This window comes from Achromobacter sp. 2789STDY5608621 (genome assembly GCF_001299375.1).
In the GTDB taxonomy this organism is placed as follows: Bacteria; Pseudomonadota; Gammaproteobacteria; order Burkholderiales; family Burkholderiaceae_B; genus Achromobacter; species Achromobacter insuavis.
Genome location: NZ_CYTU01000039.1, coordinates 1 through 23,596 on the forward strand (window position 1 = coordinate 1; position 23,596 = coordinate 23,596).

Below are 23,596 nucleotides of genomic sequence, written 5' to 3' on the forward strand. Positions count from 1 at the left end.
GCTGGCGCAATCGGCCTACGCGGGCGGCGCCTACGACGCGGCCGCGCCGCAGGCGCCGCCCGCCGCGCTGATCGCCGCCCTGCCCGCCGCGCCGCGCGAACTGCGCTGGACCCGCGTCGACGGCCGCGACCTGGTGCTGGCCCGCAGCGGCCCGGGCGCGCCGCGGCTGCTGTCGGCCGCCGACGCGCAGCCCGTCACGCTCGACCCCGTGGCCTTGCGCGCGGCCGCCGCTCGCCTGGTGCCCGGCGCCGCCCTGACGGACCTGCAGGTGCTGGGCCATTACGACTTCTACTACTACGGCCGCGACGAACACGCCATGCTCGGCCATATCGAGAAGCCGCTGCCGGTGTGGCGCCTGGTGTTCGACGACCCGCAGGCCAGCTGGGTCTACCTGGACCCGCGCACCGGCCTGGTGCTGAGCCGGCAGGACCGCGGCAACCGCGCCAGCCGCTGGCTGTTCGCCTTCTTGCACAGCTGGGACTGGACCGGCCTGCTGACGCGGCGGCCGCTGTGGGACATCCTGCTGGTGTTCCTGAGCCTGGGCGGCGCGGCCCTGAGCCTGACCGGCGTGGTGATCGGCTGGCGCCGGCTGGGCCGCAAGCTGCGCGCCTGAGGCCGGGCGGCGGCGAGGACCGGGCGGGAATGCACTATGCTCCTGCCTTGTCCCCGCACCATCGCAAGGAAAGCGCCATGTCCGACGTCACCATCTACCACAACCCCAAGTGCGGCACCTCGCGCAACACGCTGGCCATGATCCGCAATGCCGGCATCGAGCCGACCGTGGTGCTGTACCTGGAAACGCCGCCCTCGCGCGCCGACCTGCAGGCGCTGTTCAAGCGCGCCGGCATCACGGTGCGCGACGCATTGCGCGAAAAGGGCACGCCCTACGCCGAACTCGGCCTGGATGACACGTCGCTAAGCGACGACGCCCTGCTGGACGCCATCGAGGCCCACCCCATCCTGCTGAACCGCCCCTTCGTCAGCACCCCGCTGGGCGCGCGCCTGTGCCGCCCGTCCGAACTGGTGCTGGACATCCTGCCCGCGCCGCAGCAGGGCGCCTTCACCAAGGAAGACGGCGAAGCGGTGATCGACGCCCAGGGCAAGCGCATCGCCAAGTGAGCGCGCCGTCCCGCGACGCCGCCTACCCAGTTTCAGGGATAGCCAGCCCGGAGAGAGGCCGGCAAAATGCCATGCGGGCAAATTCGCCCGTGGCTCCCCTGTCCGCCGCCATGACCGACCTGCCGCCCGTCTCCGCGCTTGCCCTGCCCGCCCCGGTCCTGGTGGTGGAAGACGAACCGCTGGTCTGCCGCCGGCTGGAACGGCTGCTGGGGCAGCTGGGCTACCCGGCCGACGCGCTGCTGTTCGCGGCCTCGCTGGCCGAGGCGCGGCGCCGCGCGGCCGACGAATCGGTCGCGCTGGCGCTGATCGACCTGGGCCTGCCCGACGGCAGCGGCATCGACCTGATCGCCGAGCTGCGCGCCGCCGACCCGGCGCTGGCGATCCTGGTCATCTCGGCCTGGAGCACCGAAGACGCCATCCTGGCCGCGCTGCGCGCCGGCGCCACCGGCTACGTGCTCAAGGAGCGCGACGACCTGGAAGTGCTGCTGTCGCTGCGCAGCGTGCTGCGCGGCGGCGCGCCGATCGATCCGTTCGTGGCCCGCCGCATCATCGCCGAAATGCGCCCCGCGCCGGCCCAGCCCGCGCCCGCCGACGCGGGCGAAACGCTCAGCCCGCGCGAAGGGCAGATCCTGCGACTGGTGGCCGAGGGGCTGGGCAACCGTGAAATCGCCGAGCAACTGTACCTGTCGCGCTACACCGTCGAATGCCACATCAAGCACATCTACCGCAAGCTCGCCGTCTCCTCGCGCACCCGCGCGATCCACACGGCGCGCTCGCGCGGCTTGCTCGACTGACGTGGCTGGCGCTGCTGGCCTGGCTGGCGCTGCTGGCCGCGCCGGCCCTGGCGCAGGACGCCTCCCCGGCCTGCGTGGCGCAAGTGACCGGCGTGCGCGCCGCGCTCGCCGGCCCCGGCGGTGAACGGCCCGCGGACGGCCCAGCGTGGCAGGCGGTCGCGCTACCCGACAACTGGGACGCCCGCTGGCCTGGCCATACCGGCGTGGTCTGGTACCGCATCGACTGGCGCCATGGCTGCGACGGCGCGCCGGCGGGCCAGGCCGCGCTGGCGGTCGAGTCCATCGTCATGGCCGGCGAGATCCACCTGAACGACGATCTGCTGTGGCGCGACGCCAGCCTGGCAGAGCCGCTGTCGCGCAGCTGGAACATGCCGCGCTACTGGCGCCTGCCCGAATCCGCGGTGCGCGACGGCGCCAACACCCTCTGGATACGCGTGACCGGCGTGGCCGGCCAGACGCCCGGCCTGGGTCCGGTCTACCTGGGCGAACCCGAAGCGCTGGCGCGCGAACACGACCTGCGCTGGTGGCGCAACCGCGACCTGTTTCTGGTCAACCTGGTGATCTCGGCCACGCTGGGCGCGCTGTTCTTCCTGCTGTGGGCGATGAAGCCGCGGCAATCGAGCCACGGCTGGTACGCGCTGACCGCGTTCTTCTGGGTGCTGTTCTGCGCCAACGTGCTGGCCGTCAGCCCCTGGCCGTTCGGCACCACCCTGATGGCGGCGCGCGCCAATACCGTCGCGCTGACGCTGCACATCGCCTGCTTCTGCCTGTTTACCTGGCGCTTCGGCGGCCAGTCCTGGCCGCGCCTAGAAAAGGCGCTGTGGATCGCCGTCGCCGTGATGCTGGCCGCCGCTCTCGGCGTGCCCGATGCGGCCGTGTCGACCATGCAGCGCATCATCGTGCTGACGGTCTCGGCGCTGTTCTACCTGAACTGCCTGCAATGCACCGTGCACGCCGTGCGCAGCCGCGACCGCGAGCAGATGCTGCTGGCCGCCTGCCTGGTGATCTTCCTGGCCGCCGCCCTGCATGACCTGCTGCTGATCCTCAAGCTCATCGACGGCGGCCGCACCTACATTCCCTACACCAGCGTCGCCGTGCTGATCGGCATGTCGGCCGTGCTGGGCCTGCGCCATGCGCGCAGCGTCCGGCGAATCGAACGCTTCAACCAGGAACTGGAAATCTCGGTCGAACGCGCCCGCGCCGAGCTGGCCACCACCCTGGCGCGCGAGCACGAGCTGGCGCTGGCCAACAGCCGGCTGCAGGACCGGCTGGAGATCGCGCGCGACCTGCACGACGGCCTGGGCGGCTCGCTGGTGCGCATGACGGCGGCGGTCGAGCAGGCCGGCGAGCCGCTGCGGAACCGGCAGGTGCTGTCCATGCTCAACCTGCTGCGCAACGACCTGCGGCAGACCATCGACAACGGCGCCAGCGCCGACATGACGCCGCCCGCCACCCCGCGCGAATGGATCGCGCCGCTGCGCCACCGCTACACCCAGCTGTTCGACGAACTGGACGTGGCGGTGCGCTGGGACGTGCCCGCCGCGTGGGACGGCGCGCCCTCGGCCCTGCAATGCCTGGCGCTGACGCGCCTGATCGAAGAGGCGTTGACCAACGTGGTCAAGCACAGCCGCGCCCGGCGGGTCGGCGTGACGCTGCGCCAGCCGGCGCCTGGCCAACTGGAACTGGAGATCGAGGACGACGGCGTCGGCTTCGACGTCGACGCCGTGCACCGCGCCAACCTGAGCGTCGGCGTGCGCAGCATGGCCACCCGCATCGCCCGCGTCGGCGGCACGCTGGACATCGCCTCGGCGCCCGGCCGCACGCGGCTGTGCGCGCGCCTGCCGCTGCCGGCGGGCGCGGCGATTACCTGATTTCAGGGATACCCAAAAACCGGCGCGGCCGATGTAATGCGGCGTTGGCCGGCGCGCCTCGCGGCGCGCCGGCGTGCTTTTTTCGCAGACCGTCCATGCCCACGCCTTCGCTGTACCGCCGCCGCCCACCAGACGTCTCGCGAGAGGCTCTCGCCGCGCCGAGCTTGCATGACCTGCTGCGCCGCCACGCGGAGCCGCTGGCGCAACTGCTGCGGCGCCGTCTGGCGGACGGCGCCGCCGGCTTCGACGCCGCCGCCGCGCCTTGGCGCGAGCGCGGTCCCGGCCCGTTTTCGTCCTGGCTGTATGGCATCGCGCTGGGCCTGTTGCGCGAGGCGGACGCCTCGCCCGCGCCCTCGCCGGCCGGGGCCGGGTTCATCGACCGGTTCACCGAGACCCTGCCGCCGGAAGTGGCCCGGCCCCTGCTGGCGCTGGCGCGCTCCAGACTGGATGCCGCCGAATGCGCGCTCTACCTGTGCAAACCGGCGCGCGCCGCCGAATGGCTGGCCGGCCAGACCGGCTAAATCGCATCCAGAAGTAAATCCATGGATTCCGCCGCATTTTGCAAGGGATTTGACGGCAAACCTGTCTACCATCGCGCCTGACGAATAATTTCAGTCAGATGACGAGTCATGGAATTCCTGGAACCCCTTAATCAGTCCCTGTTTCTTCTGATCAACGCCGATCCCGCCAGCCCCGCCTGGCGCATCCAGGCCGGCCTGATCGTCGCCAACCGGCTGATCCAATTGCTGCCGATCGTTCTGGCCGCGCTCTGGCTGTGGGGCGGGCAGGCGCAGCGCGACCTGGTGCTCAAGGCCCTGGCCGGCATTGGCGCGGCGCTGTTCATCAGCTACCTGTGCGGCGCGCTGTGGCCGCATCCGCGGCCGTTCACGATAGGCCTGGGCCACGCCTTCTTCGCCCACAAGGCCACGTCGTCGTTCCCCAGCAACCACACCATCATCCTCGCCACGCTGGCGTTCACGCTGATCTTCGACCGGCGCTGGGCCGGCTGGGGCTATGTCACGCTGCTGCTGGCGGCCGTGGTCGGCCTGTCGCGGGTCTACCTGGGCGTGCACTTCCCGCTGGACATCGCCGGCGGCCTGCTGCTGGCGCCGGTGGCGGCCGGGCTGGTCATGCCGGTCTGGCGCCGCGTCGGCGCGCCGCTGACCCTGCTGCTGCAGGGGCTCTACCGCAAGCTGCTGGCGCTGCCCATCGCGCGCGGCTGGATCCGCGCCTGACCGTTTCTCACGCCGCGCGCGCCACCGGCGCGCCACCGGCCGCGCGCCAGCGGCCTTCGTGATCCAGCAGCCAGCGCTTGCGATGCAGGCCGCCGCCGTAGCCGGTCAGCGACGCGTCGGCGCCGATCACCCGGTGGCAGGGCACCACGATCCCCACCGGATTGGCCCCATTGGCCATGCCCACCGCGCGCACCGCCGAGGCCCGCCCGATGCGCCCGGCCAGCACGCCATAGCTGACCGTCTCTCCCGGCTCGATGTCACGCAGCGCGCGCCACACCTGGCGCTGGAAATCGGTGCCGCCCAGCGCCACCTCCAGCCCGTCGATCGCATCGACCTCGCCCTCGAAATACGCCTGCAACCGGCGGCTCGCGGCCGAGACCCGCGCGGCGTCCTCGACCCGCACCGCGCCCTGGCCGTACTGGCGCCGCAGCAAGGCATGCATGCGGGGCTCGTAATCCTGCCAATCGACCGCGCGCAGGCATTCCCGCGCATCGGTCAGCACGAGCATCTGCCCGATGGGCGTGGCAACGCGTTCCAGGGTGAAGGTTTGAATCGGCATGACGGGCTCCGGATGCGGTGGGAATGCGCCCAATATAGGCCGGCCGCCGGCATCGCGCTGGCGGATTCCGGACATGGCAGTGAGCGTGACAACAGTGTCCGAAAACCGCTAGCCGGTCGCCCGCGTCCGGCGCTAGCATGGCCCCATGAACCTCGACCATGATGCCTGCTACAGCGCCATCCGCGTGCGCGACGCCCGTTACGACGGCCGCTTCTTCACCGCCGTCAAGACCACGCGGATCTACTGCCGCCCGGTCTGCCCGGCGCGCACCCCGCTGTCGCGCAACGTCGTCTTCTACCCCACGGCCGCCGCCGCCCAGGAAGCGGGCTTCCACCCCTGCCTGCGCTGCCGCCCGGAAACCGCGCCCGCCGCGGGCGCCGCCCGGGAGCTGCCCGACAGCGTCGCGCGCGCCCTGGCCCTGGTCGAACTGGGCGCGCTGGACGAGGCCGGCGTCGATGCGCTGGCCGCGCGCCTGGGCGTGGGCGAACGCCAGTTGCGGCGCCAGTTCCGCCAGCACCTGGGCGCCTCGCCCGTGGCCGTGGCCCAGACCCGCCGCGTGCTGCTGGCCAAGCAGCTGATCCACGAAACCCGCCTGCCCATGGCCGAAATCGCCTTCGCCGCGGGCTTTGGCAGCATCCGCCGCTTCAACGAGATCTTCCAGGCCCTGTTCGGCCGTCCGCCGGGCCAACTGCGGCGCTCCGGCAAGCCCGACGTGTCGGCCGGCCCGCAAGGCGAAATCAAGCTGTTGCTGCGCTACCGTCCGCCCTACGACTGGCCCGCCATGCTGGCCTTCCTGCGCGCCCGCGCCATCCCCGGCATCGAACGGGTGAGCGATGACAGCTACACCCGCACCATTGGCCTGGACGGCGCCCAGGGCACCGTCCGCGTCGAGCCCGGCACCGGCAACGCGCTGCAGGCCACCGTGCGCTTCCCCCAGCTGCACGCCCTGCCCGCCATCATCGCCCGCCTGCGCCGCGTCTTCGACCTGGCCAGCGACCCCGCGGCGCTCGCCGCCCAACTGGCCCACGACCCGGTCATGGCCGCCCTCACCGCCGCCCGCCCCGGCCTGCGCGTGCCCGGCGCCTGGGACGGCTTCGAACTGGCGCTGCGCGCCGTCCTCGGCCAGCAGATCACCGTCGGCGCCGCCATCAAGCTCGCCGGCAAGCTCGTCGCCGCCCATGGCCAGCCGCTCGACCAGCCCGACGGCGACCTGACCCACCTGTTCCCGCGCCCCGAAGCCATCGCCCCCGCCGACCTCGCCCCCCTAGGCATGCCCCGCAGCCGCGCCGCCACCCTCTCCGCCGTCGCCGCCGCCGCCCTGGCCAACCCGCGCCTGTTCGAAGCCGCCGACAGCCTCGACACCGCCGTCGCCCGCCTGCGCGAGATCCGCGGCGTCGGCGAATGGACCGCCCAATACATCGCCCTGCGCCAACTGCGCGAACCCGACGCCTTCCCCGCCTCCGACATCGGCCTGATCCGCGCCCTGGAAAAACTCGAAGCCCGCGAATACACCCCCGCCCAACTCCTCGCCCGCGCCGAAACCTGGCGCCCCTGGCGCGCCTACGCGGCCCAGCACCTGTGGGCGGAATATTGAAAAGGAATAACGGGCCGCGCCGCCATGCAAGCGCGAGTCCCCCGATGGGCCAGCCCAACAAGACCCAACCCGCCAATCCCCGGAAAAGCCTCTAGCCCCCCCGCGAGCGCGCAGCGCACACCCCTTCGACGCAGCACAATGCGTATGCAAAAAAAGGCCGCGCAGGGCGGCCTTTTTTCTGCGGGCAACGCAAACCTCGCCGCCGCCCCACTGACCTGACAGCGCCGCAAACCCAGACGCCGGTAGCCCGTTGCGTGGGGCGCCTGGGGGGTGGGCAACCTCGATGCGCCCGAGGGAATCTGAAGGGAAGGCCGAAGGCCTGGACGAAGATGAGGAAGGGGGGGGCCGCCTAGGCAAGTCCGGAGCGAACGCTCCGGACCGCAATCGTGGGCGCCCACCCCCCAGGCGCCCCGCGCAACGGGCGGCCTACGAAGCCCCCCGCCGCCCAAAAAAGCTCAGTCCCGAAAATTCTCAAACTGCAACGGCAAATCCACATCCGTCTTCTTCAACAACGCAATCGCCGTCTGCAGATCATCCCGCTTCTTCCCGCTGATCCGCAGCTTGTCGCCATTGATCTGGCTCTCGACCTTGAGCTTGGCGTTCTTGATCGCCGCGATCAGCTTCTTGGCCACCGGCTGCTCGATGCCCTGCTTGATCGTCACCTTCTGCCGCGCCCCGCCCAGGTTCTCCAGCGGATCCGCCACATCCAGGCAGCGCACGTCGATCCCGCGCGCCGACAGCCGGCCGCGCAGGATATCCAGCATCTGCTTGAGCTGGAACGCGCTGGAGGCGATCTGCGTCACCACGAAGCCTTCCAGCTCGAACTTGGCATCCGTGCCCTTGAAATCGAAACGGGTGGCGAGCTCGCGGTTGGCCTGGTCGATGGCGTTGGTGAGTTCGTGTTTGTCGACTTCGGAGACGACGTCGAAAGTAGGCATGACACTAGGTCCTGTCGGTAGATGAGGAAAAGGCGGCCGCGGCCGCCGCGATGCCCCATTTTACCGGGGCTCGCCCCCATCAAGCCATCAGCACCAGCAAGCGGTCGGCCTGCAGCGGATGCGGCATCACCTGCGCCTCGATGCCATACGCCAGGAACAGGTTGGCCGGCGTCAGCACCTCGGCCGGGGTGCCCAGCGCCACCGCCTGGCCGCCGCTCAGCAGCAGCAGGCGATCGCACCAGCGCGCCGCCAGGTTCATGTCGTGCAGGATGACCAGCACGCCCGTATGGCTTTCGCGCGCCAGCTGCGCCGCGCGCCGCATCAGGTCGGCCTGGTGCTTCGGATCCAGGCTGGCGGTGGGCTCGTCCAGCAGCAGATAGCGGGCCTCGCCCGCGGCCCGCGCCGCGCGGCACTGCACCAGCACCCGGGCGAACTGCACCCGCTGCTGCTCGCCGCCCGACAGTTGCGGATAGCGGCGCCCGTCCAGGTGGCTGACGTCGGCCCATTCCAGGGCCTGGCGCGCCAGCGCGTCGACCTCGGCCGGCGACAGTTCGGGAAAGGGATAGGCGCCCATCGCCACCACCTCGCGCACCCCCAGGTCGAAGGTCAGCCCGGGCTTCTGCGGCAGCACCGCGCGCTTGCGCGCCTGTTCGCGCGGCGGCATCGCGTCCAGCGGGCGGCCATCCAGCGTCAGGCTGCCGCCGTCGGCGCCCAGCTCGGCCGACAGCGCGCCCAGCAGGGTCGACTTGCCGGCGCCATTGCTGCCCAGCAGGCCCACCACTTCGCCAGGATGGATCGCCAGCGACACGCGCTCCAGGATGCGCTTGCCGTCGCGCGCCAGGGTCAGGTTTTCAGCGGCCAGCATCAACCGTGCCTCCGGCCGCGCGCCAGCAACCACAGGAAGAACGGCCCGCCGACCAGTCCGGTCACCAGGCCGATCGGCAGTTCGGCCGGCACCACCACGATGCGCGCCAGCCAGTCCGCCAGCGTCATCACCAGCCCGCCGCCCAGCAGACAGGCGGGCAGCAGCAGGCGATGGTTGGCGCCCAGCGTCATGCGCACCAGGTGCGGCACCACCAGGCCGACGAACACGATGGTGCCGCTGGCGGCCACCAGCGGCCCGACGATCAGGGTGCAGGCCAGCACCAGCCGGGCCCGCGCCTGCTTGAGCGAATAGCCCAGGTGCTGGGCTTCGCGCTCGCCCAGCAGCAGCGCGTTCATCACGCGCCACTGGCGCATCAGCCAGAGCGACAGCAGCAGCACCCACGGCCCCAGGAAGGCCAGCAGCTTCCAGCTGGCGCCGGCCAGGCTGCCCATGTTCCAGAAGGTCAGGTCGCGCAGCTGCGCGTCGGAAGCCATGAAGGTGAACAGGCCGATCAGGCTGAAGGCGATGGCGGTGATCGCCACCCCCGCCAGCAGCAGCCCGGCCACGCCCGGCACGCGCCGGCCCACCATGTAGGCCGACAGCGTCGCGATCAGGCTGCCGATGAAGGCGCCCGGCGCGGTGTACCAGAAGCCGCCATGCGTCATCACGATGGCGATGACGGCGCCCAGCGACGCGCCGGCGGAAATGCCGATCAGGCCGGGCTCGGCCAGCGGATTGCGGAACAGCGCCTGCAGCGCCGCGCCCGAGATCGCCAGGCCGGCGCCCATCACCACCGCCAGCAGCACGCGCGGCAGGCGGATGTCGATCAGCACATTGCGCCACAACGCCTGCTCCGGCGTGGGCGTGCCCCACAACAGCGACGGCAGCTCGCGCAACGGAATCGAGACCGCGCCGCTGGCGCTGGCCGCCAGCACCGCCGCCACCAACGCCACCGCCAGCAACACCAGCGCCAGGGGCGGGTTAGCGCGCCATGGCATGCGCGGCCTCCTGTTTGAGCTGGGTCAGCGCCTGCGGCAGGCGCGGCCCCAGGCCCAGGATCAGCAGGTCGTCCATGACGATGATGCGCTGCTTCGCGGCGGCTTGCGTCACGGCGATGCCGGGCAGCCGCGCGAAGCCTTCCAGGCCGCCGCTGGCCTGCAGCGATTCACGCGTCACGATGATCAGGTCCGGCGCCAGCGCGCCGATGGCCTCGGGCGACAGCGGCTTGTAGCCCTGCTGCCCGTCCAGCACATTGGCCAGCCCGGCCAGGTGCATGACCTCGGCCGCCGCGGTGCCATGCCCCGCGCCCTGCGGCGCGCCGTTGCGGTTGATCAGCAGCAGCGCCCGCGCGCGGGTGGCCGGCAGCGCCTCGGCCTTGTCGAGCTCGCGCGTGACCTCCTGCACCATCCGTTCGCCTTCCGGCGCCACGTCCAGCGCGCCGGCGACGGCGCGGATGCGCGCCTTGAGCGAGTCGACCGACGGCGCGTCCGGCACGCTCACGACCTTCACGCCGACTTCGCCCAGGCGCTTGAGCGCCTCGGGCGGGCCGGCCTGCTCGGACGCCAGCACCAGGTCGGGCTTGAGCGCCAGCACGCCCTCCACCGGCACCGCGCGGTAATAGCCGACGCGCGGCAGCCTGGTCGCGGCTTCCGGGTACAGGCTGGACTGGTCGTCGCCCACCAGCCTGTCGCCCTGCCCCAGGCCATACACGATCTCCGTCACGCTACCGCCCAGGGTCACCACGCGCGCCGGCGGCGCCGCCTGCGCGCAAGCCACCAGCATCCATCCCGCCGCCATCGCCAGCCATTTCTTCATTGCTTCATCCTCACGCGGCCAACGGCACGCGGCACAGACCCAACATCAATTCGCGCCAGCCCGGCAGTTCCGGCTTGCCCGGCTTGCGCTCGCCAAAGAACTGCGCGATCAGGTCGCCGCTGGAAGAATACAGCTCCAGCGACGTCACCCAGCCATCACTGGTGGGCTTGTTGACCACCCACGCCGACGCGATGGCGGTGGTGTCCAGATGCAGGTTGAACTTCGGGTCCAGCACGTTATACCAGGGACCGGTGCGGCGCAGCTGCTCAACGGGTCCGGTATGGATCTGGATCATGCCCCGGTTGCCGACGAAGCACATGATCGACAGGCCGCTGCCCGCGGCCGACTCCAGCATGCGCTCGACCGATTCCACCGGCACGGTCTGGGCCAGGTCCTCGCCGGCCGCCTCCAGCGCCGCCAGGCGCGACACCTTGAACTTGCGCAGCAGCGGGAAGAACTCGTGCGTGTCCTGCATGCCGAGCCAGGCCTGGCGCCACTGCGCGCTGTCCTCGACCCGCGGCGCGTCGGCGGCGGGCGCATAGGGCGTGGTCTCGGGCCAGCGCGACGCGCCGGCGAACCGGGCCACCAGCGCATCGAACGCTGCGGCGTTGGTGGCCTCGGTGCGGTAGACCTTGTGCACCGCCACGCCCTCGCCGTCGAAGAACTGCAGGCTGTGGCGGCCGTCCTGCTCGACCGCCCAGGCCGAGCGCCAGCTCGAAAAGAACACGCGCAGGTCGATGTCGGGACCCAGCACCAGGCCCACCGGCCCGTCGGCCTGGATGTCCAGGTATTCGCCGTGGCGTTCATGCACGCACCAGTCATTGCGCGTCAAGGCCATCACCGGTCCCAGCGTGCCCAGTTCGCGGAAGATCTCCTGCGGCTGGCCGTGCAGTTCGGTGGCCTTGACGCCGCCACAGCCGGCGGCGACCCATTCGGCCTCGGACACGCCCAGCGCCTGCGCCAGGTTGCGGGCGCGCAGGCCGGGTTGGCTCGCCGCCAGCGCGTCGTTGCGCGCGCGCAGGTCGGCGGCGCGGGTATCGAAATCGGTGTGCTTCACTTCTTGGTTCATTGCGGGCTCTCCGGCCGGAATGGAAAATCAGGACTGCCGCCGCTGACGCGCAGCGGCGGCAGCGCGGGTCAGTATTGATAAGTCAGTGAGACGCGCAGGCTGCGCCCCGGTTCCGTGTACCAGTCCACCGGCCGCGGCAGGGCCGTGGCGCCGGCGGTCGGCACGTTGATCGCTTCCCAGTACTTCTTGTCGAACAGGTTGAACACGCCGGCCTGCACCTGCAGCCCCTTGACCGCCGTCGGCCGCCAGTAGCCCATCAGGTCCACCACGCCGTAGCCGGGCGCCTGGAAGTCGCGGTTGGGCGTCGTGGCGCCGGCTTCCGGGTACTCGACCTTGTTGCGGCGCAGGGCGGTCGTCAGCATCGCGTCCACGCCCCACACGTCGCGGCCGTAGCCCACGCCCAGCACCGCCTTCAGCGGCGCCACCGAGTTCAGGTACTGGCCGGTGCCCTCATCCTTGCCCACGGCCCACGCCAGCGAGCCCCAGGTGCGCCAGCCCGGCGAGAACTTCCAGTGCGCGCTGGCCTCGGCGCCGTAGATGCGCACCTTGGCGCGGTTGACGTTGCCGGTGACGCCCAGCGGGTACTGCCCGGCCCAGCCCGGCTGCCATTGCGGCGAGTTGGCATCCAGCGGCACATTGCTGTCGATGAAATTCTGGTAACGGTTGTCGAAGAACGATAACGCGCCGCCGAGCGAATCGGAACCCAGCTTGGCGCCCAGCTCCCAGCCCTTGCTGGTTTCCGGCTTCAGGTAGGGGTTGCCGACCCGCAGGTAGGTGCCGGGGCCGCCGTAGTTGGTGTACAGCTGCGTCGCGCTGGGCGCCTTGAAGCCATACGCGTACTGCGCGTACAGGCTCAGGTCGTCGGCCGCCTTCCAGGTGGTCAGCAGCTTGGGCGAGAAGCGCCCGCCGCTGTTCTCGGGCGGCAGCACGCCGCCGTTGCGGTTGCTGGCGTAGCTCTCGGTGGACTTGGGCGTCTGCTCGTAGTGGTCGTAGCGCAGCGCCGGCATGACGGTGTAGCGGCCGTCGCCGAAGCTGAACTCGTCGGACACCCACAGCGCCCACTGGCTGCCCTTGGACAGCGGCACGTCGGCCTGGTTGGTGTGCAGCATGTCGCAGGTGCGCGGGCCGAACAGCGCCGGGGTGCCGGGACGCACCGTCGGGCAGTTGTCGTAGCCATTGGAGTTCTGCTCGGTCTTGTTGCCGTACCACTCGCCGCCCACGGTCCACAGCTGCGATACCGCGTTGCCCGCCAGGCGCTTGGTCAGCTCGCCGTTGGCGCCGAACATGGTCTGGCGGATGGAGTTGTTGCGGCCGTAGGCGCCGCTGGGAAAGCCGTAGAGGAGCGGATCGCCGGGAATGATGTTGGCGCGCGAATCGCGGCTGCGCTCGCCGTCGAGCGCGCTGTCGAGCTGCATGCGCTGCCAGTACACCACCGCGGTGGCGCTGTCGATCCAGCCGCCCTCGGCGGGCGCCTTGTAGGAATAATCGAGCGACACGCGCTGGCGCTCGGTTTCCTTTCGGGTGGTGTTCTCGCCGATCAGGTAGCTGGTGCCCGGCCCCTGCTCGAACATGCTGTCCTGGGTGGCCTTGCGCTTGAAGTATTCGCCGGTCAGGCCGAAGCGGTGGCCGCCTTCGACGCGCTGCTGCAGCTTGAGCAGGAAGCTGCGCTGGTCGTAGTCCTCGGGGGTCGGCTGGTTGCGGCGCGGGCCGTAGCCGCCGACGTCGCCGCGGTTGTCGAGCGCGTGGCCGTTGCGCACGCCCGCCTGCACCAGCCAGAAGGTATTGCTGTGGATCTGCCCGGCCAGCGCGGCGTTGGCGCCCCAGCTGCTGTCGGCGGTGTCGTAGTCGGTCTTGGCCAGCGCGCCGAAGGTCTTGCCGTCGGTCAGCAGGTCCGAGGGATCGAGCGTGTACAGGTCGGCCATGCCCGAGATGGCGCCCGAACCGCCGGCGCTGGCGTCGGCGCCGCGCACGATGTCCAGGCGCGACAGGGAATTGAAGTCCACCGCCTCCAGGCCGCCCTTGACGCCGCGCGCGCCGTCGTCGAGCCACGGCAGGCGGATGCCGTCCACGCGCGTCAGCACGCGGTCCTGGTCGAGGCCGCGGATGTTGATGCTGTTGTTCTGGCGGTTGAAGTTCACGCCCGGTTCCAGGCGCTTGCTCAGGTCGCCCCAGCTGCGCACCTGCGCGTCGTCCAGGCGCTTGCGGTCGCTGCGGGTTTCCCAGGCCGGCGTGACCGCCGCGCCCTCGCCTTCCACCGTGACCGGCGTCAGCTGCGTCACGCCGGTCTGCGGCAAGGCCTGCAGCACGAACACGCCGGGGCTGCGCTCGCGCGCGGCCAGGCCGCTGCCGGCCAGCAGGCGGGCGAAACCGTCAGCCACGGAATACTCCCCGTTCAGTCCGGCACCGCGGCGCTGGCCCACCAGCGCCGCGTCGAACAGCACCGTGACGCCGGCGTTGTCGGCGAAGCGCGACAGATTCTCGGCCAGCGGGCCGGCCGGAATGCGGTAGCTGCGCGCCTGCTCGGCCGGCGCGGCCTGGGCCTGCGCGGCCGCGGCCGGCCACAGCGCGACGGCCGGGGCAGCCAGCACGGTGGCAATGCGCAGCGCCAGGGCCAGGCGGGTCAATCGGCATGGAGCCTCTCGGTTCAAGGGGGTGCCGCGGGCGCGGCTGGCGGGGGAGTGAGCCATGGTCGTCCTTTCGATCCAACGGGTATCGGCATTTGTTTGCCTCTACTGACCATGACCCTCGGCCAACGCCAACCGGACAGCTCGCCCCCGGCTTTTTTGTAACAACGACAAATCAGGCCTGTCCCGCGCGCGGCATGATCGTCACCCAGTAAGCGCTGCGGTAGCGCACCTGCACCGGCAGCGTGGACGGCAAGGCCGCCAGCACCGCGTCGGTATCCTGCAATTGGAAGGCGCCGGAGATGCGCAGCCCGGCGACTGCCGGATCACAGCGCAGCACGCCGGGCCGGTAGCGGCCCAGTTCCGCCGCGAAGGCGTCCAGGCGCCAGGCGCTGGCGTGCAGCACGCCGCGCGTCCAGTCGGCGGCATGCGGGTCGGCCGGCTCGATGCGCGGCGCGTCATCATCGCGCAGCCAGGCCTGCTCGCCGGCGGCCAGCGCCAGGCTGGCGTCGCCGCGGCGCAGCGTCACGCCGCCCTCCTGCACGCTGACGCGGCAGGCCGAACCGTCTTCGCGCACGCAGAAGCGCGCCGCCTGCGCCTGGATATCGCCCTGCTTCGTGCGCACCACGAAGGGCCGCGCATGGGCGCCGGTCTCGGCCACCGCATGGACCGCGATCTCGCCGGCGCGCAGCCGCACCAGCCGCTGGTCGGCGTCGTACAGGACGTCGACCGCGCTGGCGGTGTTCAGGCGCATGGAGGAACCGTCGCTGAGCGCCACCTGGCGCTGTTCGCCGGTCGCGCTGCGGTAGTCGGCGGTCCATTCGAACGGACTGGCGCGCCAGGCGGCCCAACCCGCCGGCCCGGCCACGATCAGCGCGGCCAGCGTCTTGAGCGCCGCGCGCCGACCGGCCGATTCGGGCCGGTTCAACGCCGCCATGCCAAGGGACGCCGGGATCAGGCCGAAGCGCTGATTGACGCGCTGCGCGCGCTGCCAGGCATATTCATGCTCGGCCTTGCTGGCGCGCCATTGCTGGCAGGCATGGACGTCGGCATCGGTGGCGCGCTCGGAACTCAGGCGCAGCAGCCAGCGCGCCGCCTCGCGCGCGACCTTGCGGTCGACGGCGGGCAGTTCGCCCGCCACGCCCCACTGGGCGCTCACATCACCGCCATGATGCATTGCTCGTACCCCTTGGCGATGTAGCGGTGCACCGACCGCACCGACACGTTCAGCCGCGCGGCGATCTCGATATGGCTGAGCCCTTCGAGCTGCGCCATCAGGAAGGCCTGGCGCGCCGGCCGCGCCAGGCCCGCCAGCATCTCGTCGATTTCCTGCAACGTTTCGAGGATGAGCAGGCGCTGCTCGGGCGACGGCGCCGTGGCCTCGGGCATGGCCGCCAGGGCGTCCAGGTAGGCCTGTTCGAGCGAGCGGCGCCGGTAGTGATTCAGCACCAGGCGCTTGGCGATGGTGGTCAGGTAGGCGCGCGGCTCGCGCAGCGCGTCGAGTTCGTGCCGGTGCCGCAGCACTCGCAGGAAGGTGTCCTGCGCCAGGTCGGCGGCATCGCAGGAATTGCCCAGCTTGCCCCGCAACCAGCCATGCAGCCATCCGTGGTGCGCGCGGTAGAGCAGATGGACGGCGTCGCCGGAGGCAAGCGCAAGGTTGGACACGGTGGACTCCCGAACTCTCTTGATCACAAATAAAAATCAATCTCATTCTAAATGCAAAACCCTGACACGCGTCAAGAAGCCCGCCCGGGCGGCATGGGGATATATGATGGGGACAGATTCGGCCGCCTTTTCTCCGGCGGCCACCGCCCACAGCCAGGCCTCGCCGCCGGCATCGCGCCGGCGCGGCCCCTTCCCGAACTCCGACACCATGCTCTACAGCGCCCTCAAACTCATCCACCTGCTGGCCGTGATCCTCTGGGTCGGCGGCATGCTGTTCGCCCACTGTTTCCTGCGGCCGGCGGCCGCGCAACTCGAACCGCCGCAGCGCCTGCGGTTGATGGCCGCGGTGCTGGGCCCGTTCCTGAACGCGGTGCTGGCCGCCATCGTGCTGATCCTGGCGACCGGCGCGGTCATGATCGGCCAGGAGGCGGCCCAGGCCGCGCGCAGCGGCGGCGCCTTCTTCATGCCGCGCGCCTGGACCGTGATGGCCATGGGCGGGCTGGTGATGACGGCCATCTATGCCTACATCCGCGCGGCGCTCTATCCGCGCCTGCGCGCGGCGGTGGCCGCCTCGGAATGGCCGCGCGGCGGCCAGGCCATGGCCGGCATCCGCCGCTGGGTCGGGGTCAACCTGGCGCTGGGGCTGCTGATCGTGGCGGCCGTCTTCCTGCTATAGCCGGGCGCAGCTATCGGCCAGGCTCGGCCGCCTATCGGATTTCTTTGGACTGGTGCAATACGCCGTACATCCGGCGTGGCCACACTGGACCGGACTCTCGCGGGTCTTACACATAAAAGGAAAATCCATGATCAAACGCGTCTTGCCCCTGGCCGCCCTGGGCCTGTCCCTGGCCACCCTCTCGGCCGCCTTCGCCGCCGCCCCCATCGACAACAGCGCGCTCGAGCAGCCCGCCTTCCGCGAACACAAGACGACCTACGGCGTGGTCTACCGCCTGCCGCAGGACGTCAACGCCGTGCTGGACGCCAAGGTCAACGGCGCGCTCAAGCAGGACTTGCTGGCCCTCGGCCTGAAGACCGAGGCCGAAACGCCCAACATCCCGCACGTGACCGTGGTCCACATCCACAGCGCCGACAGCGCCACACCGCAGCGCATGCTGCGCGCGCTGCCCAAGCCGCCGGCGCCGCTGCAGGTCACCCTCAAGGACTTCTACCCGACCGAAGCCGCCAAGGGCGCGGGCCACCCGTGGTGGCTGGACCTGGGCGTGGTCAAGAGCGGCGCGGGCTTCGAGGCCATGATGGCCTACAACACCGTGACCACGGCTGCCCTGGCGCCGCTGCGCGACGGCCCGCTGCCGCGCGTGACCGGCCCGGTCTACGCCAAGATGGCCGACGCCGGCCGCGACCTGGTCAAGACCATGGGCGTGAGCGGCGTCAACGTGATGAAGGACGGCAAGGAAGTGCGCGCCCACAACCCGCACACCACGCTGGTCTACAGCATGGCGCTGTACGACGCGCGCCTGGCCGACGCCATGAAGCAGGAGTCCGCCAAGTTCAACGCCGTGCTGCCCGACGGCATCCAGACCACCTTCAAGGACGTGTCCATCGTCGAGATCGGTTTCGCCGGCAACGTGCTGCGCGAGATCTACCGCGTCAGCCTGGAAGACGGCTCGGCCATCGACGTGGCCACCGGCAAGCCGGTCGCCCGTTAAGCCGGTCGCCCGCTAAGCCGGGACGTCCGCGGCCAGGCGCTCGCGCAGCACGTCGCGCACCTGGCCGCGCAGCCACGCCTGCAACGGCGAGGCGTGCTGGCGGCGCGCCCACACCATCGCCAGTTCCATGCGCCGCAGCCGCGCCGGCATTTCCAGCATCGCCAGCGGGAAATGGCGGCAGTGCGCCCGCGCCACGCTGGCCGGCATGGTGGTGGCATAGTCAGTGTCCACCAGCACGTAGGGCGCCACGCCGAAACCCGACAGATAGGCCGAGAACGTCATGCGGCCGGCGCCCGGCTTGAGCAGCCGGTCGAAGGTCGTCTCGCGGCCGTACATCTGCTCGAACGCGAACCACTTGATGGCGCCCAGGTCGGCCAGCGTCAGCGCGCCGCGCCCGGCCCAGGGATGCCGCGCCGACAGCACGCAGACGCGACGGTCGGTATACAGCGCGTCGCGGTGAAAGCGCGCCGGCACCTTGCCGAACAGGCCGATGGCGATGTGCAGCCGTTCGGCCTCCAGGTCGTCGGGCGCGAAGTCGCCGTGCAGCGACTGGAAGCGCAGCGTCACGCCGGGCGCGGCGCGATGCAGCCGCTCGATCAGCGGCGCGGCCAGCAGGATCTCGCTGTGCGCGCCGGTGCCGATGTTGACCACGCCCTCGGCGCGCGCCGGATCGAAGGCCTCGGCCGGACGCAGCGCGGCCTCGAGCTGCGCCAGCGCGTCGTGCACCGCCGCATGCAGTTCCAGCGCGCGCTCCGTCGGGATGAAGCGGCCCTTCACCACCACCAGCAGCGGATCCTCCAGCCGCAGGCGCAGGCGCGCCAGGTCGCGGCTGATGGCCGGCTGCGTCTTGTGCAGCAGGCGCGAACTGGCGGTGGCGCTGCGCGTGCGCATCAGCACGTCGAAGGTCAGCAGCAGGTTCATGTCGAGCCTGCGCAGGGAGGGCAAGGAGTGGGCGTCGCTCATGGCGAGATGCTATGCCGTAACTGAATGACTGAAAAGAACCATACCGAATTCGATATGGTGGTCTTGCGCCACCGGCATTGGGCAGGCGCCGCCGGCTTGGCTACAGTCCGCCACGGACCGGGCGTTTCGACCCGGCCACCCGCTACGGAGACAACCATGGGCCCCACCCGCCACCTTCCCGCGCCGCGGCGCCTGCGCCCCGTGCTGGCCCGCTGGGCCGGCCGTGCCCTGCTGGCGCTGGCCGCCTGCCTGCCGCTGGCCGTCCAGGCCGCCGACTTCCCCAGCCGCCCGATCACGCTGGTGGTGCCCTTCCCCGCCGGCGGCACGCCCGACATCCTGGCGCGCCTGCTCAGCGACAACATTTCCAAGCGTCTCGGCCAGCCGCTGATCGTCGAGAACCGCGCCGGCGCCGGCGGCAACATCGGCGCGCAGGCGGTGGCGCGCGCCGCCCCCGACGGCCAGACGCTGCTGATGTGCGCGTTCGGTTGCACCGTGGCGCCGTCGCTCTACCAGCCGGCGCCCTACGACATCGTCAAGGACTTCGCCCCCGTCGCCATGATCGGCACCGTGCCGAGCGTGCTGGTGGTCAATCCCAAGGTGCCGGCCGACACGCTGCCGGCGCTGCTGGCGTATGCCCGCGCCAACCCCGGCAAGCTCAATTCGGCCTCCTCCGGCATCGGCGGCTCGGCCCATCTGGCGACCGAGCTGCTCAAGCAGCGCGCCGGCATCGACCTGGCCCACATCCCGTACAAGGGCGCCGGCCAGGTGGCGGCCGACCTGCTCGGCGGCCAGGTCGACATGTACTTCGACAACCTGCCGGCCTCGCTGGCCAACATCCGCGCCGGCAAGCTGCGCGCCCTGGCGGTGGCCAGCGCCGCGCGCGCGCCGGCGATTCCGGATGTGCCGACCTTCGCCGAGGCCGGCGTGCCCGACTTTCTGATCACGCCCTGGTTCGGCGTGATGGCGCCGGCCGGCACCCCGGCCCCGGTGCTGGACACGCTGCACGACGCCTTCGCCCAGGCGCTGCAGGCGCCCGAGGTGGCGGCCAAGATGCGCGAACTGGGCGTCGAGACCGCCGACGGCTCGCGCGCCGACCTGGGCCGCTTCGTCACCACCGAAACGGCCAAGTGGAAACAGGTCATCGAGACCAACCACATCAAGGCCGAATGATGGCCGCTGCCCCTGACGACGGCCCGGCGCTGGCGCCGATCCGCCTGCGCGACATGGGCGCGTTCCACGTCGGCGGCCGCGACCTGGCGCTCAGCGGCCTGCCGCGGCGCGAGCTGGTCATGGCCGAAGGCGGCCAGCCGGTGGCGCTGGATCCCAACGGCACCTACCGCGTCGAACAGATGTACGCGCAGTACTTCCTGTCGGAGCCGGCCAACGGCCGGCCGCCGCTGGCGTTCTGGCATGGCGGCGGCATGACCGGCGCGGCCTGGGAGACCACGCCGGACGGCCGCCCGGGCTGGCTGCACTATTTCCTGCGGCGCGGCTGGGACGCCTACCTGTGCGATGCGGTGGAACGCGGCCGCGCCGGCGCCGCGCCGCACGTCTGGCCCGACGCGCCGGTGGTGCAGGCGCGGGAGGACTGCTACACGCGCTTTCGCATCGGCCGCCCGGGCACCCGGCCCGGCCCCGGCAGCGCCTACCCGGACACGCAGTTCCCGCTGGAGGCGTTCGACGCGCTGGCCGCGCAGATGGTGCCGCGCTGGGTCCACACCGATGCCGCCATCCTGCGCGCCTACCAGGCTTTCCTGGAGCGGATCGGCGCGGCCATCGTGGTCTGCCATTCGCAGGCCGGCGTGTTCGGCATCCGCGCCGCCCACGCCCAGCCCGAGCGGGTGCGGGCGCTGGTGGCGCTGGAGCCGGCCAGCATCCCCGACCTGGGGCCCGATGCCCGCTACGACACCCCTACCCTGATCGTGATGGGCGACCACATGGACACCGACCCGCGCTGGCCGCGGATGCGGGCGCGGGTGCGGGAATTCGCCGCGCGCCATGCCAGCGTCACGGTGCTGTCGCTGCCCGACCAGGGCATCCACGGCAACTCGCACATGCTGATGATGGACCGCAACAGCCTGGCGCTGGCCGGGCGGGTGCACGACTGGCTGGCGGCGCTGCCGGGTTGAGTCAGCAGGATAAGGACGGCGGGCCGAGGCTTCCGGCTGCTGCCGTTTTCGTGGCAGCATTACGCCGTTGCGCCCTTGCCCGCCCCCCATGTCCCGCACCGAACGCCTCCTGGACCTGCTGCAGACCCTGCGCTGCCACCGCCTGCCCGTCAGCGGCCACCGCCTGGCCGCCGACCTGGGCGTCAGCCTGCGCACGCTGTACCGCGACATCGCCACGCTGCAGGCCCAGGGCGCCGAAATCGAGGGCGAGCCGGGCATCGGCTACGTGCTGCGGCCCGGCTTCATGCTGCCGCCGCTGATGTTCAGCACCGAAGAAATCGAGGCCCTGGTGCTGGGCACCCGCTGGGTCGCCGGCCGCTCGGACGCGCGGCTGGGCCAGGCCGCCGCCAACGCGCTGGCCAAGATCAGCGCGGTGCTGCCGCAGGAACTGCGCGACGAACTGGACGCCATTCCGCTGCTGGTCGGCCCCAGCAGCTGGGCGGTGGTCGACCGGGTCGACCTGTCCCTGATCCGCCAGGCGATCCGCGGCGAACAGAAGATCGCCATCACCTACCGCGACGACAAGGGCGCCGATTCCGAGCGCGTCATCTGGCCGTTCGCCCTGGGTTTTTTCGACAGCGTGCGCATCGTCATGGCCTGGTGCGAACTGCGCCAGGACTTCCGCCATTTCCGCACCGACCGCATCGCCACGCTCGAGCCCGGGCAACGCTATCCGCGCCGCCGCCACGTGCTGCTCAAGGAATGGCGCGCCCTCAATACCGCCAAGTCCGACGGCTGCTGATCCGGGGCGTCCGCCGCCGCGCCGGCGGGTGCGACATCGGCATGAAGACTACTGACAAAATCTGACAGCATGTCTCTCTAAGATGGGCGCTCATTCAACCAGGAGCGCATCATGTCCGCCAAGAACTTCGTCATTTTCTACGTCGACAAGCCCGAGGCCAGCGCGGCGTTCTACAGCGCGCTGCTGAACCGCCCGCCCGTCGAAAGCTCGCCCACCTTCGCGCTGTTCGCGCTCGATTCCGGCCTGATGCTGGGCCTGTGGTCGCGCCACACCGTCGAACCGGCCGCCGCCGGCCGCGGCGGCTGCACCGAACTGGCCTTCACCGTGCCCGACGCCGACGCGCTCAACCGGCGCCACCTCGACTGGAGCCTGCGCGGCCTGCCGATCCTGCAGGCGCCCACCAACATGGACTTCGGCCGCACCTTCGTGGCGCTCGACCCCGACGGCCACCGCCTGCGCGTGTTCGCGCCGGCGCCCGACGCCGTCCCCGCCGAGGAGGAACTGGTCACGATCCCGGCATTCCCAGGAGCCTGAACCACAGGTAGTCCAGCGGCACCAGCGCCACGAACGACACCAGCGCGGTCAGCAGGCTCAGCGCCAGCCCGCTGCGCGCCGGCACCTGGCCCATGCCCATCGCCACCACGATGGGCGAGGCCTGGTACGGCATGATGACGGTGGCGTAGCCGGCCACCTGCGCCATCAGCACCGTCATCAGCGGAAAGCCCGAGGCCTGCGCCAGCGTCTCGGCCAGCGGCGTATACAGGGCCGGCACGCCGTTGGCCGTGACCACGAAGTTCAGCGCCGCCGACAGCCCCACCAGCGAAAAGAAGCTCTGCATCGGCGCCTCGGGCGACAGCGGCAGCCAGGCCAGCAAGGCGCGGCCGATGATGCCGCCCAGGCCGCTGTCGGCCACCATCGCGGCCAGCCCCAGGATGCCCGCCACGTAGATCGCGGTGCGGAAATTCACCTCCTTGCCGAACTGCTCGCCGCTGACGAAACCCACCTTGGGCAACAGGCACACACAGGCCGACGCCAGCCCGATCCAGGCCGGCGACACGCCGTGCCATCCGTCCGTAACCCAGCCCAGCAACGTCAGCCCCAGCAGCACGGCCAGGCGCTTTTCCGCCGCCGACAGGGGCTGGGCGGCGGGCGCAGGCGGCGCCGCCTCGGGGGTGTCGCGGAACAGCCAGGCAATACAGGCCACCAGCACCGCGCCTTTCAGGATGCCCAGCACCGGCGCATGCAGCCACAGGTATGGCAGGTAGCCCAGCTGCAGGCCATAGCTGGATTCGATGCTGCCCGCCATCACCAGGTTGGGCACGTTGGCCGGCAGGATGGAGGTGGACAGCTGGAAGGTGCCAAAGCCCACCGCCAGCGCCAGGCCGATGCGCCCGCGCCGGCCCGCGACCAGGCCGATCTGGTCGGCATAGGCCAGCACGATCGGCATCAGCAGGGCGATACGGCCCATGTTCGACGGCATCACGAAGGCCAGCAGGTAGGTCAGCGCCACCACGCCGGCCACCACCTTGGGATACGAACCCGACAGGCGCCGCGACAGCGCGCCCGCCATGCGGTCGGCCAGGCCCGTGTACTTCAGCGCCAGGCCCAGCACGTAGCCGCTCAGCACCAGCCAGAATGCCGCCGACGAGAATCCGGAGAACACCACCTCGCGCGGGGCGGCGGCGACGATCAACGCGGCGCTGAAGAACAGCAGCGCCGTCAGGTATTCCGGCAAGCGCGAAAAGGCCCACAACGCGATCGTGATCGCGGTGATCAGCGCGGGTAGAATCGGAAAACCGGAGGCGACAAGATGCATGGGCAAACCACCACGAGAACACGAATCGGCGCAGTGTACGGACCCTGTCCGCGGCTGAAAATGCGCGATTCGCAGAGGCTGCCTGCGCGCAT

23 protein-coding genes and 1 pseudogene are annotated in these 23,596 nt (G+C 71.0%); 13 read left to right on the forward strand and 11 right to left on the reverse strand.

Going from position 1 to position 23,596, the window contains the following annotated elements; translation table 11 throughout:
• The 6 genes and pseudogenes from AOZ53_RS35130 to AOZ53_RS25790 all read left to right on the forward strand — a co-directional run.
• Positions 1-613: pseudogene (locus tag AOZ53_RS35130) on the forward strand (PepSY domain-containing protein); the annotation flags it as partial.
• Positions 614-690: 77 nt separating this feature from the next.
• On the forward strand, positions 691-1,119 hold the full coding sequence (arsC, locus tag AOZ53_RS25770) for an arsenate reductase (glutaredoxin) (protein WP_054489932.1): 429 nt from the start codon (positions 691-693) through the stop codon (positions 1,117-1,119).
• Between the two features lie 110 nt (positions 1,120-1,229).
• The gene (locus AOZ53_RS25775) at positions 1,230-1,913 is read left to right on the forward strand and encodes a response regulator transcription factor (RefSeq protein WP_054489961.1); all 684 of its coding nucleotides are present in this window, start codon (positions 1,230-1,232) and stop codon (positions 1,911-1,913) included.
• Positions 1,823-3,784 carry a sensor histidine kinase gene (locus tag AOZ53_RS25780; RefSeq protein WP_231690690.1) on the forward strand — a complete coding sequence of 654 codons (1,962 nt, stop codon included), beginning with the start codon at positions 1,823-1,825 and terminating at the stop codon, positions 3,782-3,784. The genes AOZ53_RS25775 and AOZ53_RS25780 overlap by 91 nt, the downstream gene beginning before the upstream one ends.
• A 95-nt stretch (positions 3,785-3,879) precedes the next feature.
• Positions 3,880-4,305: a hypothetical protein gene (locus AOZ53_RS25785; protein WP_156333519.1), complete on the forward strand. Its 426-nt coding sequence runs from the start codon at positions 3,880-3,882 to the stop codon at positions 4,303-4,305.
• Positions 4,306-4,413: 108 nt separating this feature from the next.
• A complete protein-coding gene (locus tag AOZ53_RS25790) occupies positions 4,414-5,019 on the forward strand; it encodes a phosphatase PAP2 family protein (protein WP_054489934.1) in 606 nt (201 codons plus the stop codon).
• A gap of 7 nt (positions 5,020-5,026) precedes the next feature.
• On the opposite strand, the gene AOZ53_RS25795 is transcribed toward AOZ53_RS25790, so the two are convergent.
• Positions 5,027-5,578, reverse strand: a complete 552-nt coding sequence (locus AOZ53_RS25795) for a methylated-DNA--[protein]-cysteine S-methyltransferase (protein WP_197286524.1) — start codon at positions 5,576-5,578, stop codon at positions 5,027-5,029.
• 145 nt (positions 5,579-5,723) lie between these two features.
• Between AOZ53_RS25795 and AOZ53_RS25800 the strand changes: the two genes are divergently transcribed.
• Positions 5,724-7,172 carry an AlkA N-terminal domain-containing protein gene (locus tag AOZ53_RS25800; RefSeq protein ID WP_054489936.1) on the forward strand — a complete coding sequence of 483 codons (1,449 nt, stop codon included), beginning with the start codon at positions 5,724-5,726 and terminating at the stop codon, positions 7,170-7,172.
• A 455-nt stretch (positions 7,173-7,627) separates the two neighbouring features.
• Here AOZ53_RS25800 and AOZ53_RS25805 read toward each other — a convergent pair whose 3' ends face one another.
• The 8 genes from AOZ53_RS25805 to AOZ53_RS25840 form a co-directional block, all read right to left on the reverse strand.
• The gene (locus tag AOZ53_RS25805; protein ID WP_008167359.1) at positions 7,628-8,110 is read right to left on the reverse strand and encodes a YajQ family cyclic di-GMP-binding protein; all 483 of its coding nucleotides are present in this window, start codon (positions 8,108-8,110) and stop codon (positions 7,628-7,630) included.
• 79 nt (positions 8,111-8,189) lie between these two features.
• Positions 8,190-8,978 carry a heme ABC transporter ATP-binding protein gene (locus AOZ53_RS25810; RefSeq protein ID WP_054428619.1) on the reverse strand — a complete coding sequence of 263 codons (789 nt, stop codon included), beginning with the start codon at positions 8,976-8,978 and terminating at the stop codon, positions 8,190-8,192.
• Complete coding sequence (locus AOZ53_RS25815; RefSeq protein WP_054428620.1) at positions 8,975-9,973, reverse strand: FecCD family ABC transporter permease; 999 nt, start codon at positions 9,971-9,973, stop codon at positions 8,975-8,977. The genes AOZ53_RS25810 and AOZ53_RS25815 overlap by 4 nt, the downstream gene beginning before the upstream one ends.
• Positions 9,957-10,790 (reverse strand): heme/hemin ABC transporter substrate-binding protein, encoded by an 834-nt coding sequence (locus AOZ53_RS25820; protein WP_054428621.1) that lies wholly within the window; start codon positions 10,788-10,790, stop codon positions 9,957-9,959. Before AOZ53_RS25820 ends, AOZ53_RS25815 begins: the two co-directional genes overlap by 17 nt.
• Before the next feature lie 10 nt (positions 10,791-10,800).
• On the reverse strand, positions 10,801-11,859 hold the full coding sequence (locus AOZ53_RS25825) for a hemin-degrading factor (RefSeq protein WP_156333520.1): 1,059 nt from the start codon (positions 11,857-11,859) through the stop codon (positions 10,801-10,803).
• A gap of 68 nt (positions 11,860-11,927) precedes the next feature.
• Entirely contained in the window at positions 11,928-14,546 is a 2,619-nt protein-coding gene (locus AOZ53_RS25830; protein WP_054489938.1) for a TonB-dependent receptor, read from the reverse strand.
• Positions 14,547-14,658: 112 nt separating this feature from the next.
• A complete protein-coding gene (locus AOZ53_RS25835) occupies positions 14,659-15,642 on the reverse strand; it encodes a FecR domain-containing protein (protein ID WP_082380644.1) in 984 nt (327 codons plus the stop codon).
• Entirely contained in the window at positions 15,639-16,148 is a 510-nt protein-coding gene (locus tag AOZ53_RS25840; protein WP_054428624.1) for a sigma-70 family RNA polymerase sigma factor, read from the reverse strand. The genes AOZ53_RS25835 and AOZ53_RS25840 overlap by 4 nt, the downstream gene beginning before the upstream one ends.
• A 208-nt stretch (positions 16,149-16,356) precedes the next feature.
• Between AOZ53_RS25840 and AOZ53_RS25845 the strand changes: the two genes are divergently transcribed.
• Together AOZ53_RS25845 and AOZ53_RS25850 are read left to right on the forward strand one after the other, a co-directional pair.
• Positions 16,357-16,824 (forward strand): CopD family protein, encoded by a 468-nt coding sequence (locus AOZ53_RS25845; RefSeq protein ID WP_054489969.1) that lies wholly within the window; start codon positions 16,357-16,359, stop codon positions 16,822-16,824.
• Positions 16,825-16,951: 127 nt separating this feature from the next.
• On the forward strand, positions 16,952-17,815 hold the full coding sequence (locus AOZ53_RS25850; protein WP_054479455.1) for a hypothetical protein: 864 nt from the start codon (positions 16,952-16,954) through the stop codon (positions 17,813-17,815).
• A gap of 12 nt (positions 17,816-17,827) precedes the next feature.
• Here the strand turns inward: AOZ53_RS25850 and AOZ53_RS25855 are convergent, their stop codons facing one another.
• On the reverse strand, positions 17,828-18,778 hold the full coding sequence (locus AOZ53_RS25855; RefSeq protein ID WP_054479457.1) for a LysR family transcriptional regulator: 951 nt from the start codon (positions 18,776-18,778) through the stop codon (positions 17,828-17,830).
• A gap of 156 nt (positions 18,779-18,934) precedes the next feature.
• Here AOZ53_RS25855 and AOZ53_RS25860 point away from each other — a divergent pair, with 156 nt between their 5' ends.
• The 4 genes from AOZ53_RS25860 (at position 18,935) to AOZ53_RS25875 (ending at position 22,222) form a co-directional block, all read left to right on the forward strand.
• Positions 18,935-19,948: a tripartite tricarboxylate transporter substrate binding protein gene (locus tag AOZ53_RS25860; protein ID WP_054489940.1), complete on the forward strand. Its 1,014-nt coding sequence runs from the start codon at positions 18,935-18,937 to the stop codon at positions 19,946-19,948.
• Complete coding sequence (locus AOZ53_RS25865) at positions 19,945-20,907, forward strand: alpha/beta hydrolase (protein WP_054428628.1); 963 nt, start codon at positions 19,945-19,947, stop codon at positions 20,905-20,907. Before AOZ53_RS25860 ends, AOZ53_RS25865 begins: the two co-directional genes overlap by 4 nt.
• Positions 20,908-20,995: 88 nt before the next feature.
• Positions 20,996-21,688: a helix-turn-helix transcriptional regulator gene (locus AOZ53_RS25870; protein ID WP_054428629.1), complete on the forward strand. Its 693-nt coding sequence runs from the start codon at positions 20,996-20,998 to the stop codon at positions 21,686-21,688.
• A 111-nt stretch (positions 21,689-21,799) separates the two neighbouring features.
• Entirely contained in the window at positions 21,800-22,222 is a 423-nt protein-coding gene (locus AOZ53_RS25875; protein ID WP_054428630.1) for a VOC family protein, read from the forward strand.
• Here AOZ53_RS25875 and AOZ53_RS25880 read toward each other — a convergent pair.
• Complete coding sequence (locus AOZ53_RS25880; protein WP_054489942.1) at positions 22,194-23,504, reverse strand: SLC13 family permease; 1,311 nt, start codon at positions 23,502-23,504, stop codon at positions 22,194-22,196. The two genes, AOZ53_RS25875 and AOZ53_RS25880, sit on opposite strands and share 29 nt — an antisense overlap.
• Positions 23,505-23,596: the final 92 nt, after the last annotated feature.